Consider the following 12,315-nt stretch of genomic DNA (forward strand, 5'->3'; position numbering starts at 1 on the left):
GCATTTCCTTTCGAAAAATGATATTATATTAAAGTCTGATTTATGTTTATAATGTTTGGAGGGAAAATAGATGCGCGTAAACGTTACATTAGCTTGCACTGAAACTGGTGACCGTAATTACATTACAACTAAAAACAAGCGTAATAACCCAGATCGTCTTGAGTTAAAAAAATACAGCCCAAGACTTAAAAAAGTTACACTTCATCGTGAAACAAAGTAAGCAGTAGGAGTACAATCCTGCTGTTTTTTTTATAGGGGGAATTAAAATGAAATCTCATCTGCGCAAAGAGATGAAGCGGGTTCTTAATTTAATTTCTGAAGAGCAGCACGAGGCACATTCAACAAGCATAGCAAATGCACTGTATGAAACTTGTTTATGGAAAGAAGCTAGAGTCATTGCAGCTACGGTTTCAAGAAATAAAGAAGTTAATACGAAAGCCATCATTGAACGTGCTTGGAAAGATGGAAAGAAAGTAGCTGTTCCAAAATGCAACCCCACAACATCTCAAATGGTTTTCTACGAGATTACGAATTTTTCACAGCTTGAAACAGTGTACTACGGGTTAGCGGAGCCAATTGTTGAAGAAACTGTTCCCGTTTCAAAATCTTCAATTGATTTACTCCTTGTGCCTGGCGTGGTATATAGCAAAAATGGATATCGTATCGGCTATGGAGGCGGCTATTACGATCGTTATCTAACAGATTATAGCGGACGGAAGCTAAGCCTTGCGTTTGATTGTCAAGTCGTTTCAGAGGTCCCATATGAATCTCATGATATTCCTGTTGAATATATTTTGACAGAGAAGGAGCTTATTTGCTGTGAATCCGTTTGATGCTGTCATGATAATTGTAATATTACTTATGGCAGGAGCAGGCTACATAGCAAAAGCACTGACAGTATCGGGAGCCTGCATGTCTTTTATCGTAGGAGCGAGCGTTTATATCGGTTTTTCGCTTCAAGGTTTTTTACTCTTACTCTTATTTTTTAGCACTTCTACGTTGTGTAGTAAGTACAAAAAAGAAAAAAAACGCGCATTAGAAGAAAAGCTAGAGAAGCACGACAGGCGAGATTATATTCAAGTCCTTGCTAATGGAGGTGTAGCTGCTGCTTGCGGTTTGTTATATGCTGCAACAGCTTTTCCTGTTTACATGTGGATGTTTATGATCAGTATCTCAGCTGCTAATGCGGACACGTGGGCATCTGAAATAGGGTCTCTTAGTAAGAAGCCGCCGTTTCACCTTTGGACGTTAAAGAGAGTAGAAGCGGGTACCTCAGGAGCCGTTTCACTTTTAGGTACAGCAGCTGGAGCAGCCGGAGCTTTTCTTATTGCTGCCGCTTGTTATTTTGCTTTTCCATCCGTATCGCTAAGTAGTATATTGCTAGTCGGGTGCTTTGGTTTTATTGGAAACGCTATAGACACTCTTCTTGGAGCAAGTGTGCAAGTTCGCTTTCGCTGTCAAAGCTGCGGTATTGAAACGGAACGGAAAGATCATTGCCGTAAGCCAACGATAAAAGAGAAAGGAATAACTTTCTTTAACAATGATGTTGTAAATCTTGCCGCTATTTTGCTTGCTGCTTTTACAGGCGGAATCCTTATCCTGCTTTTACCTATATAAGAGCATAAAATGTTCGTCATAGGAGCAAAGTAAACGTAAGGAGGCTTGAAAATGAGACATATTGTATTAGTACTTACGCTTTTAGTTGTTGGAACGCTGGGCTATCAAATGAGATACCGTGTTTTAAATTCGCTGTTTGGAAATTCATTTATCCGCAGTCTAGCTGTTCGTTCATTTTTTAATTTGCCGTTTGTTCGGGATCGTTTAATGAAGCAGGTCTTCCGCTAAGAGCGAAAGATACATAAAAAAACACCTTACAGACCTGTAAGGTGTTTTTTTGTAGAAAAAGAAAAAGGGAAAATCGTTGCTTTTTTCCTGGCTTTCTGCCATCTTTACATATAGAGAGTATGAGGAGGTGACTATTTGTCTAGGCAAGATTTTTATTATTTGCAGCTGGCACAGCAATTGCTTGGCCATTCTTCATATGAGTTGATTTCGATGAAAGCTGATGCTTCAGAGCTATGGTTTCAATCTTCGCATCGCAAAGATAAGTCAATTGTCCGCATAGTCCGCCGGAATTTTAAATCAGCCGTTGAGCAGCAAAAAGATGTATTGTATGCATCACAAAGAGCTGAGAATTTGCGAAAGCAAAGAGGTAAATCAACGCTTACTCTTAACACGATTTACTTTGCTGATTTTGATCCTTTTTATACAGAGCAGTCCTTAGAAAGTACGCCAAGTCCCTCTAAGGTGAATAGTTACGTTGAACAATTAACGGCAGAGAAAGCAAGCGCTTATGAACCTCTATTCGAACGGCTAGGTCTTACATTAGAAAGCGCAGACAATTTCTCTTCCGAAGAAGAAGCACAGCGAATAGAGCAGTGGAAACATAAAATTGTGCTTTTTGTACAGAAAAAGCAAAGCGAAGAACAGCAAATAGCTGGATACGGGAAGCCTATTTTTACATATATATTTTTAGCGCTGCAAATCTTAATGTTTCTATTTCTGGAGTGGAAGAGCAGTACACAAAATACGCTCACTCTGATTCAATACGGAGCTAAATACAACCCCTTAATTATGGAAGGCGAATGGTGGCGTTTTTTTACACCTATAATTTTGCATATAGGACTTCTGCATTTGCTTATGAATAGTGTAGCTCTGTATTATTTAGGAACGCTTGTAGAGAGGATATATGGCAGCGGGCGTTTTGTCTTTATTTATATATTTGCCGGGTTTGCAGGATCTCTAGGAAGTTTTATATGGAATACGTCCATTTCCGCAGGAGCCTCAGGGGCCATTTTCGGTTGCTTTGGAGCTTTACTGTTTTTAGCAAGAACAAATCCACGCTTCTTTTTTCGAACAATGGGATCGAGTTTCATTGTCATCATTGTGATTAACTTGATTTTTGGATTTGTTGCGCCGAACGTCGATAATGCAGGGCATATTGGCGGTTTGGTTGGCGGATTTTTAGCTGCGAGCATCGTCAGTTTACCGAAACAAAAAAAGCTGTATATTCAGATTCCGGCTTTCATTTGCACGCTTTTATTAGTAGGAAGTCTGCTTTTTTATGGATATCATGAGCGTTCTGTTTATCAAGATGAGCCCTATGCACTTAGCGTAGCGGCTACGTATCTTCAGCAGAAGCAGTATGAAGAAGCAAAAGATGCCATTAAGCTTTTTGTTGAAAAAGGAACAGGAAATAGTAACGTTTATTTTGTCAGTGCTAACGCAGAATTTTATCTTGAAAATTATAAAGAAGCTAAACAGCAATTGAATCAGGCTGTAAAGTATGATTCAACTTTTCATGAGGCGTATTACAATTTAGCTCTGGTGAATATGAAACTGAATGATATTCCAGCGGCCACACAAAATATCGATAAAGCAATTGCGCTTGAACCGCAAAATGAAAAATACGAAAAGCTGAAGCAAGAGATAGGAAATTAAAACTGTTGAATGACGAATTTAATATTTTATACTTTACTATTGTGAGAACGTTTACTAGAATATTAATATGTAGACCTAGCAGTGGGCGTTAAATACGGCCGCTGTTTATGACTGAATGACTGTTGAGTTATCTCAAAATAAATGAATCATATCACCTAAAAAATAGGATAAAGGTGACAGAATGAATACGTTATATGATGTACAACAATTATTAAAGTCCTTCGGCATTTTTATATACGTGGGCGATCGTATTGCTGATTTAGAGCTGATGGAAGCGGAAGTAAAAGAGTTATATCAGTCTAACTTGATTGATGTACGTGATTACCAAATGGCAATTCTTTTGCTTCGTCGAGAGTTAAAACAACAAAAAGAGAAAAAGGATGAATGAACATGGATGACAAATGGTTAGTTGGAGTTGATTTAGGCGGTACAACAATAAAAATGGCCTTTATTAATCATTATGGAGAAATCATTCACAAGTGGGAAATTAATACGGATGTGAGCGAGCAAGGCCGTAAAATTCCAACGGATATTGCAAAAGCAATTGATAAAAAGTTAAACGATCTTGGAGAAGTAAAATCAAGGTTAGTAGGAATTGGCATTGGTGCACCGGGGCCTGTCAACTTTGCAAACGGTTCGATTGAAGTAGCTGTCAATTTAGGTTGGGAAAAATTCCCTATAAAAGATATCTTGGAAGTAGAAACTTCTCTTCCTGTTGTAGTAGACAATGATGCAAACATTGCAGCGATTGGAGAAATGTGGAAGGGTGCTGGAGACGGAGCAAAAGATTTACTTTGCGTTACGCTTGGCACAGGCGTTGGCGGTGGCGTCATTGCAAACGGTGAAATTGTACAAGGCGTAAATGGAGCCGCTGGTGAGATCGGGCACATTACTTCTATTCCTGAAGGCGGGGCACCGTGTAACTGCGGCAAAACCGGCTGTTTAGAAACCATTGCTTCAGCAACTGGAATTGTACGTTTAACAATGGAAGAATTAACGGAAACGGACAAACCAAGTGAGCTTCGCACAGTGTTAGAACAAAATGGACAAGTTACATCTAAAGATGTATTTGATGCAGCTCGTTCAAAAGACGAGTTAGCTATGCATGTTGTAGATAAAGTTGCTTTTCATTTAGGTCTAGCACTAGCAAACTCTGCTAATGCATTAAACCCTGAGAAGATCGTTCTAGGCGGCGGTGTGTCTCGTGCAGGCGAGGTATTACTTGCACCGGTAAGAGATTATTTCAAACGTTTTGCATTTCCTCGCGTAGCGCAAGGTGCTGAACTAGCAATCGCTACTTTAGGAAACGATGCGGGAATTATTGGAGGAGCTTGGTTAGTTAAATCTTATTTTGAATAATAAGCAAGAATCTAACTGAGATAAAAAAGCGCTTTGACATTTAGTCAAAGCGCTTTTTTATCATGCATCTTTTCAATCTTTACATATACATAGTGTAAAGGAGTGAAGATTATGCAAATTGTAGATATTCAAAAGCCCTACGATTACATGCGAACAATACAAGATATCCAAACACTTTTGACGTACTACCCCTATGGTTCTCTTGAATGGATAGGGTGCAGCGTGCTTGGAAAGCCGATTCCTCATATTTTAATTGGAAACGGAGAAAGAAAGGTTCATATTAATGCGTCTTTTCATGCCAATGAATGGATTACGACAAATGTTCTTCTACAGTTTGTTGAAGATTATTTAGCTGCTCTTCATTACGACAAGGCGTTGAACGGGCAGGAAGCAAGAGCTCTTTTTAATCAAATTACGCTTTCTGCGGTTCCGATTGTTAATCCAGACGGAGTAGATTTGGTCTTAAAAGGTCCTGCTGTAAGTGAACCTTATGCGTCTTTTCTTTCTAAAATAGGAAGAGATTTTCCTGATTTTCAAAGCTGGAAAGCAAATATCCGAGGGGTAGACTTAAACAATCAGTTTCCGGCTTATTGGGAAATTGAAAAAAAGCGCAAAGAACCTAAAGCTCCACATTATCGGGACTTTCCAGGCTATGAATCTCTGTCTGAACCTGAAGCGCAGGCAATGGTAAAACTCGTTGAGCGTCATGATTTTGATTGTGTGATAGCTTTACATACCCAAGGAGAAGAATTTTACTGGGGGTATATGAATGAAGAGCCGAAGGAAGCGGAGGAAATAGCCAATTATTTTGAAAGGGTAAGCGGTTATAAAGCAGTCAAAACGATTGATAGTCACGCTGGATTTAAGGATTGGTTTATTTTAGAAAAGAAAAAGCTAGGGTTCACTTTAGAACTGGGGAAAGGAATTAATCCGCTGCCTCTATCTCAAATATCGCGCGTATATAATCCGACTAAAGCTATTTTAGTTGCGGCAATGGAATATCTATCTATTTGAAAAGCCACGCAAAGCATATGCTTTGCGTGGCTTTTTTAATGATGTACCGCCGGATAACCGTGATGTATAATGGTCATCACGGTAAACCATCCGAACACACCGAATGTTAGTACCGAAAAACCAATGCCTAATATGTTTTTATTTCTAAAAGATGAAATAGCTGCAAATACGCCTAGCAATGTTGTTAGTGCAAAAATAATCATAAGACCCACTCGAAGAAACCTCCTTTAGGCAACTTAAAATTAAAGCGCTATCATTAGCTTATCCCTTTAATTGTAAAACTTTTCTAACCGTTTGTCGAGATGAAAACCAATCTTTCTTTCGCCTTATTAGCTTAGAAAGTTCCTTACTTTCATTTATAAGATGATGTGTGTATGATAATGCATATAACGGAAATAAATTTTACAAGGAGGATGCATTATGAACTATCATCGTATACCGCTAGGACCTATTCAAACGAATTGTTATGTCGTTGCTAACGAAAAAAAAGAGTGTTTAGTTTTTGACCCGGGAGCTCAGGGGAAACAGCTCGTTGAATTTCTAGAAAAACAAACGTATAAACCGTTGGCTATTTTGTTGACACACGCTCATTTTGATCACATTGGAGGAGTAGATGAAGTGATGAATCACTACTCTATCCCGCTTTATGTACATAAAAATGAAAAAGAATGGCTTCATAATAGTGATTTAAACGGTTCGAAATTTTTTGATTTAGGAGAAATTACGGCTCCAGATGCAACTGATATTATTTCAATCGAAAGCAATTTAACAATTGGCTCATTCCAATTTGAGGTGTACGAAACGCCTGGCCATTCTCCGGGCAGCGTTTCATATTATTTTAAACCGGGTAACTTTGTAGTATCTGGTGACGCGCTTTTTGCAGGCGGCATTGGACGCACAGATTTACCTGGAGGCAATCAAGCTCAGCTGTTAGAAAGCATCGAATCGAAATTGCTGTCCCTTCCAGAAGATACGCTTGTACTAAGCGGTCACGGACCTGAAACAACTGTGGGACACGAAATGGATCAAAATCCTTTCCTAAATGGTTTTTAAGAATACAAAAAGCGATGGAAGCCCATCGCTTTTCTCTTTACTGTCCTGGTGTCATCATAAAAGTTGACCAGTACGTGAATCCCACAAAAAAGACGGTCAAATATGCTCCGAAAACGTAAATGTACATTCTTTCAGACAGCTTTAAATAACTAAGAATTACAAAAAAGCCTGTTTGAGCTAAAAAGAGTAAAGAAGTCTTATGCATGTGACCGAGGTAAAACATTACAGTGAAAATCGCTGTCCAGAACCCCATTACACGGTACATTCGTTCCACGTCCATTTCCTCCTTTATCAAACTTAGTTAGTGTCATGATGAATGTCATCGCTGTGTAAGCACTAGAAAGCACTTATGAAACTATATCGATACTTTTCCATTATAATACATCCTTTCTTTCCTGAAAACGCTATCTTTTCCTTGAAATACGACAGAAGAAAAAAAGTTATACAAAACATGTGCAAAATACTATACAAATGTTATACAAAACATGTACAATGTATATAAACAATCTATAACTAAAAAAACGGGAGGGTTTCATATGGAAGAAATTAAATTTTATACGTACCCGAGCTGTACATCTTGTCGTAAAACGAAAAAGTGGCTAGTGAAGGAAGATGTAAATTTTAAAGAGCGTCATTTATTTAGAGAAACACCTACTCATAAAGAAATGCTTGAACTTCTTTCTATGACAACAGAAGGGATGGATGAACTTCTTGCTAAAAGAAGTCAAGAATATAAAAAGTTAAATGTTGATGTGGATAGCATGACGCTATCAGAAGTGGTCAATCTATTAATTGAACATCCTCGTTTGCTTCGCCGACCAATTTTAACAGATGGTAAAAAGCTTGTAGTAGGCTATAACGAATCTGCTCTTAAAAATTTAGTCAAGAAAAAAACAAGTCTTGCTTCTCTAGTTGTGTAAGCGTACATGATGAAGAAGCTCAATTCAGTAAATAATGAATAAAACGACAGCGTAGAGTTTTACATCACGTTGTCTTTTTTTTATGTAGTCGTTTAGAGATGTACAGAAGTTGTACATCGTGTACAAGGACTGAAGCGAAGAAAAGAAGCGTATACTAAAAAATTATAAAAAATGAAAAAAGAAGGAGGAAAATCTCGAAAAAGGTCGAAATTACTGTTTCTAGATGTTTTAACAATCATCTTGATTACAAATAAAGGAGTGATGATCGTTTGACCGAAATTGAACAGTTTGCTACTTACGTTATACGAGATGCATATGAGTGCCGAAGTTCTGATGTGCATATTGTGCCCCGAAAGAAAGATGCTGTGATTCAGCTGCGAATTGACCAAGAGCTTATTTTAAAGAGGGTTATTTCAAAGGAAATGTCTGAACGGCTCATTTCGCATTTTAAATTTTTAGGGGGAATGGATATTGGCGAGCGCAGAAAACCTCAAAATGGTGCATTGACCACTTCCATTGATCACTATCAAGTAAATTTGCGTTTATCGACTCTTCCTACTTCTCATGATGAAAGTCTTGTTATTCGGCTTTTGCCTCATCAACAATCTACATCTCTCAAACATTTATCTCTTTTTCCTGAACATACTAAAAAGCTTATTTCTCTCTTGAAATTCTCTCATGGATTAATTATTTTTACCGGTCCTACAGGATCAGGTAAAACCACTACTCTATATACTCTTTTACACGAAGTAAAGCACCTTTTTAATCGAAATGTTATTACATTAGAAGATCCTATTGAAAAACCGAGCGAAACCGTCCTTCAAGTACAGGTAAATGAACGGGCAGGGATTACGTACACGACTGGTTTAAAAGCTATATTGCGCCATGACCCAGACATTATCATGGTGGGAGAAATAAGAGATAGTGAGACTGCCAAAATTGCTGTGAGAGCAGCGCTTACCGGACACTTGGTTTTGACAACGATGCATACTAAAGATACAAAAGGATCTTTGTACAGGCTGCTTGAATTTGGCGTTAGCTTTCAAGAAATGGAACAGACCCTTGTAGCAGTAGCTGCACAGCGCCTTGTAGAAATTCGCTGTCCGCTGTGTTCCGGAAAATGCCACCCCGCTTGTAAAAAAATGAGAAAACATCGTCAGTCCAGCATATACGAATTGCTTTATGGCAAGGAGCTTAGCGCAGTGATGAGAGAAGTGAAAGGAGAAAATGCGGATTATGATTATAAGACGCTCCGAGATGTTATTCTAAAAGGAATCGCGCTAGGCTATTTATATCCGCATTCGCTAGACGGATGGGGGTAAAGACAAATAGACAAAAAAGGTGGTCTCTTGCTCAACAAGCGAAAATTCTTAAGCAGGTCTCTAAGCTCTTAGAAAAAGGCTACACTCTTTCTCAAGCTCTTTCGTTTTTGACGTTTCAAGTATCTAACAAAGAAAAAACGGATATTGAAAAATGTCTTGAGCAGTTAAAACGAGGAGAATCTTTGCACGATGCTTTTGTTAAACTTCAGTTTCACCGTGATATTTTAAGCTATTTATATTTTGCGGAGCAGCATGGGAACCTTCAATTTGCTTTAAAAGAAAGTAGCTCAATGATTGAAGAAAAAGTAAGGCATCGTAAAAAATTTCAAAAGCTTGTTCAATATCCCGTATTGCTACTGCTGTTTATCCTTTCCATTTTATTTGTTTTAAGTACGGTTTTACTTCCACAGTTTGAAGCTCTGTACTTATCCTTTGGAAACAAGCAGTCTTCGTTTATCCTCTTATTTATGCAGGCGATGTCTTTCTTTCCTTTTGTGTTACCTGCAGTCATCAGTATGCCAATCATTCTGTATTTGTTTTATGTGATTTACATTAAAAAATTGCCTCCAGTAATTCAAATGCAGCTCTTTATGAGAGTTCCCGTTATCCGAACGTTCACACGGCTATTTAACTCGTACTTTTTTTCTGTTCATATGAGCAATTTACTAAACGGTGGTTTATCTATTTATGAATGCTTTGCTCTTTTTCAAAAGCAGGAGCATCATCCGTTTTTTCAAGTGGAAGCTTTTGCTTTTACAGATCAACTTTCCTCAGGAATGCGATTAGATCATATCGTTTCAGCTAAATCTCATTATGAAAAAGACTTGGCTCATGTTATTGTGCATGGCCAGCAGAACGGTGAGCTTTCTCAAGAGCTGTATGATTACAGTCTATTTATGATGGAAAGAATGGAACAATTTATTTTTCGGATTTTAAAATATGTACAGCCGCTTACATTTTTATTCATCGGAATTGTCATTCTGCTTATGTATATGTCCGTTATGCTTCCGATGTTAGAAGTGATGTCGAGCTTGTAGAAAGGTGAAAGAATATGATTATAAAAGGTAATAAAGGATTTACCCTCATTGAAATGCTCATTGTTATGCTTGTTATTACCGTGCTTTTGCTTATCATGATTCCAAATGTATTAAAGCATAATACGGTTATTAACAACAAAGGCTGCTCAGCTCTTGTCAAAACCGTAGAGGCTGAGGTACAAGTATACGAACTTGAAAATGGCGAAAAACCAAGTCTAGAAGAGCTTGAAGCAGGAGGCTACTTAAAAGAAGGCACCGTGTGTCCAAATGGCCAAGCTATTCAAATTGACGGTACCGGAAAGGTTACGGCTAGTGGTTCTTCTTAAGCAAAAAGGATTTACCCTCATTGAGATGCTGATGGTTTTATTTATTGTGCAAGTGATGATGTTTTCCATTATCGTAGCCATTCGGCCGCTTGTGGAATATTACAAAATCACATTATTTTTGCGACAGCTGCAAAGCGACACGTTTTATGTGCAGCAGACAGCCATGAACCGAGAATCTCCAATTAAAATTAACTTCGCACCGAAGGGAACAGAATATATTATTTCTGATTCTCGTGCCGTTCTTTATAAGCGCGCCTATGACTCCAACATTCATATCACGTTTGGAAGCGGCAATTCCACGATACAATACAACAAAAACGGCAATATTTCTCAAGCGAAGACCATTTTTATCAGCAATCAAAAATTTAAATATAAAGTTACTTTTCAAATAGGCAGAGGGCGTTTTTATGTGGACAATATGTAAGGGTCAGCAGGGCTACACCTTGTTAGAAATGCTTGTTTCATTTAGTATGCTTTTACTCGTAACCGGTACAATTATTCCTTTGTATGTTCAGATGAAAGAAGCAGAAAAGAAGCAATATGTTTCGTATCAAGCTGATGCTATCTTGCACGAAGAGCTATTGAAATATAAATATGAAGCAGGATATAAACGGCGAGAAAAAATCGTAAAGGAAAACGTTGCGTTTTATCTGAAGTGGGACGGAGAAAGTGCTCAAAAGCTTTGTGTAGAATGGACAGATTCCGCTGAGAAAATGAAAAAGAAGTGTGATGTGATGTTGAAGTGAAAAGGGAAAAAGGCTTTACGCTTGTAGAGATGTTAGTCAGTTTTACTCTTTTTTTGATCATTGTTTCATTTTTCCCCATTATCATTCCGCTAGCGAAGCAAACATATAATCCGGACTTTAGTATGAATGAAATGGAGTGGGAAATTTTTGTGAATCAACTTGCTATGGAATATCGAGAAGCAAAAGAAGTGAGAATTCAGGCGACTACTCTTACGTTGAAAATGGAAAATAATCAGATCATCACTTATGAACGATACGAAGACAAGATAAGAAGACGAGTGGATGAAAGCGGTCATGAAGTTGTGCTGCAGCATATTAAGAATATTATGTATGAACAGCAAAAAGAAAGGCTGTTGATTCGTTCAACAGACGGTGTTAACAAAGTTAGAGAAGAAACCATTACGACGTTTTTGATGCTTGCTTATGAAACATAATGAGCAAGGGTTTATTCTCCCGGTTGTTTTGGCATTTTGTGCGCTTTTTCTTCTGTTAGTAGCTCAGCAAACCACTTATTTTGTGACGAAAAGTTCATTTTATCAAGAAGTAGAGCAGAAAAATCGTCTGCAGCATCTTTTAGAAAACGCGGTTGTACATGTAAAAAAAGAAATACAAGAACATAATAAATCTCCATCTACACCCTTGGTATTAGAAACGGGTACGGTTTCATACGAAGTAGTAAGTGAAGATGAAAAGATGATTATCCTAAAAATAAAATGTCAAACATTGCAAGGAAGAGCATTGACGGAAACGGCATATATTCAAAAAAAGGATCAGCACATTGTGAAGTGGACGGATTAAGTCTCTTTCTCGCCGGATATAATAGTGCTGAGGAGATGATTATATGAAAACGAATGATTATGTAAAATATATGACTCAGCAATTTGTACAATATATGGATCAGCCAAAAGAAGAGAGGAAAACGAAAAAAATTCAAAAAAAAGAAGAACGAGCACCTTTTGCAAACAGATGGTTTGGAATGATTCCGCTGTCGTTTATGCTGTGGTATCGAAAGAAAAAAGAAAGATGAGCATATCATA

General features: G+C 37.9%; 20 protein-coding genes. 18 read left to right on the forward strand and 2 right to left on the reverse strand.

Annotated features, from left to right (window positions below; all coding sequences use genetic code 11):
* Positions 1-70 precede the first annotated feature (70 nt).
* The 8 genes from rpmG to POF52_RS02005 all read left to right on the forward strand — a co-directional run bounded on the left by rpmG (position 71) and on the right by POF52_RS02005 (position 5,874).
* Positions 71-220, forward strand: a complete 150-nt coding sequence (gene rpmG, locus POF52_RS01970; RefSeq protein ID WP_013059189.1) for a 50S ribosomal protein L33 — start codon at positions 71-73, stop codon at positions 218-220.
* Positions 221-266: 46 nt separating this feature from the next.
* Positions 267-833, forward strand: coding sequence for a 5-formyltetrahydrofolate cyclo-ligase (locus POF52_RS01975; RefSeq protein WP_013085025.1), 567 nt, complete (start codon positions 267-269; stop codon positions 831-833).
* Positions 820-1,617, forward strand: coding sequence for a DUF92 domain-containing protein (locus POF52_RS01980; protein ID WP_271989436.1), 798 nt, complete (start codon positions 820-822; stop codon positions 1,615-1,617). The genes POF52_RS01975 and POF52_RS01980 overlap by 14 nt, the downstream gene beginning before the upstream one ends.
* A gap of 51 nt (positions 1,618-1,668) precedes the next feature.
* Positions 1,669-1,845 carry a hypothetical protein gene (locus POF52_RS01985; RefSeq protein WP_013059186.1) on the forward strand — a complete coding sequence of 59 codons (177 nt, stop codon included), beginning with the start codon at positions 1,669-1,671 and terminating at the stop codon, positions 1,843-1,845.
* 135 nt (positions 1,846-1,980) lie between these two features.
* Positions 1,981-3,501 (forward strand): rhomboid family intramembrane serine protease, encoded by a 1,521-nt coding sequence (locus POF52_RS01990; protein ID WP_271989438.1) that lies wholly within the window; start codon positions 1,981-1,983, stop codon positions 3,499-3,501.
* 181 nt (positions 3,502-3,682) lie between these two features.
* Positions 3,683-3,889 (forward strand): YqgQ family protein, encoded by a 207-nt coding sequence (locus POF52_RS01995; RefSeq protein ID WP_013059184.1) that lies wholly within the window; start codon positions 3,683-3,685, stop codon positions 3,887-3,889.
* A 2-nt stretch (positions 3,890-3,891) separates the two neighbouring features.
* Positions 3,892-4,860 carry an ROK family glucokinase gene (locus POF52_RS02000; protein WP_013059183.1) on the forward strand — a complete coding sequence of 323 codons (969 nt, stop codon included), beginning with the start codon at positions 3,892-3,894 and terminating at the stop codon, positions 4,858-4,860.
* 111 nt (positions 4,861-4,971) lie between these two features.
* Positions 4,972-5,874 (forward strand): M14 family metallopeptidase, encoded by a 903-nt coding sequence (locus POF52_RS02005; protein ID WP_016765563.1) that lies wholly within the window; start codon positions 4,972-4,974, stop codon positions 5,872-5,874.
* A 35-nt stretch (positions 5,875-5,909) separates the two neighbouring features.
* On the opposite strand, the gene POF52_RS02010 is transcribed toward POF52_RS02005, so the two are convergent.
* Positions 5,910-6,086: a DUF2759 domain-containing protein gene (locus tag POF52_RS02010; RefSeq protein ID WP_013059181.1), complete on the reverse strand. Its 177-nt coding sequence runs from the start codon at positions 6,084-6,086 to the stop codon at positions 5,910-5,912.
* A gap of 208 nt (positions 6,087-6,294) precedes the next feature.
* Here POF52_RS02010 and POF52_RS02015 point away from each other — a divergent pair, with 208 nt between their 5' ends.
* The gene (locus tag POF52_RS02015) at positions 6,295-6,927 is read left to right on the forward strand and encodes an MBL fold metallo-hydrolase (RefSeq protein WP_271989444.1); all 633 of its coding nucleotides are present in this window, start codon (positions 6,295-6,297) and stop codon (positions 6,925-6,927) included.
* 37 nt (positions 6,928-6,964) lie between these two features.
* Here the strand turns inward: POF52_RS02015 and POF52_RS02020 are convergent, their stop codons facing one another.
* Positions 6,965-7,201, reverse strand: coding sequence for a DUF2626 domain-containing protein (locus POF52_RS02020; RefSeq protein ID WP_013059179.1), 237 nt, complete (start codon positions 7,199-7,201; stop codon positions 6,965-6,967).
* 262 nt (positions 7,202-7,463) lie between these two features.
* Between POF52_RS02020 and POF52_RS02025 the strand changes: the two genes are divergently transcribed.
* From POF52_RS02025 to POF52_RS02065, 9 genes are all read left to right on the forward strand, one after another.
* Positions 7,464-7,847, forward strand: a complete 384-nt coding sequence (locus POF52_RS02025; protein ID WP_013059178.1) for a Spx/MgsR family RNA polymerase-binding regulatory protein — start codon at positions 7,464-7,466, stop codon at positions 7,845-7,847.
* A gap of 269 nt (positions 7,848-8,116) precedes the next feature.
* Entirely contained in the window at positions 8,117-9,169 is a 1,053-nt protein-coding gene (gene comGA / locus POF52_RS02030) for a competence type IV pilus ATPase ComGA (protein ID WP_013085018.1), read from the forward strand.
* Complete coding sequence (gene comGB / locus POF52_RS02035) at positions 9,160-10,206, forward strand: competence type IV pilus assembly protein ComGB (protein ID WP_013085017.1); 1,047 nt, start codon at positions 9,160-9,162, stop codon at positions 10,204-10,206. Before comGA ends, comGB begins: the two co-directional genes overlap by 10 nt.
* A gap of 14 nt (positions 10,207-10,220) precedes the next feature.
* Positions 10,221-10,532, forward strand: coding sequence for a competence type IV pilus major pilin ComGC (comGC, locus tag POF52_RS02040; RefSeq protein WP_013085016.1), 312 nt, complete (start codon positions 10,221-10,223; stop codon positions 10,530-10,532).
* Positions 10,474-10,956, forward strand: a complete 483-nt coding sequence (gene comGD, locus POF52_RS02045; protein ID WP_271989449.1) for a competence type IV pilus minor pilin ComGD — start codon at positions 10,474-10,476, stop codon at positions 10,954-10,956. Before comGC ends, comGD begins: the two co-directional genes overlap by 59 nt.
* Positions 10,940-11,278: a type II secretion system protein gene (locus POF52_RS02050; RefSeq protein WP_271989452.1), complete on the forward strand. Its 339-nt coding sequence runs from the start codon at positions 10,940-10,942 to the stop codon at positions 11,276-11,278. Before comGD ends, POF52_RS02050 begins: the two co-directional genes overlap by 17 nt.
* A complete protein-coding gene (gene comGF, locus POF52_RS02055) occupies positions 11,275-11,712 on the forward strand; it encodes a competence type IV pilus minor pilin ComGF (protein ID WP_013085013.1) in 438 nt (145 codons plus the stop codon). Before POF52_RS02050 ends, comGF begins: the two co-directional genes overlap by 4 nt.
* Complete coding sequence (gene comGG, locus POF52_RS02060) at positions 11,702-12,076, forward strand: competence type IV pilus minor pilin ComGG (RefSeq protein WP_042452721.1); 375 nt, start codon at positions 11,702-11,704, stop codon at positions 12,074-12,076. The genes comGF and comGG overlap by 11 nt, the downstream gene beginning before the upstream one ends.
* Before the next feature lie 43 nt (positions 12,077-12,119).
* Positions 12,120-12,305: a YqzE family protein gene (locus POF52_RS02065; protein ID WP_013059170.1), complete on the forward strand. Its 186-nt coding sequence runs from the start codon at positions 12,120-12,122 to the stop codon at positions 12,303-12,305.
* The last annotated feature ends 10 nt before the right edge of the window (positions 12,306-12,315 follow it).

It is taken from the genome of Priestia sp. AB, assembly GCF_028369225.1.
Taxonomy (GTDB): Bacteria; Bacillota; Bacilli; order Bacillales; family Bacillaceae_H; genus Priestia; species Priestia megaterium.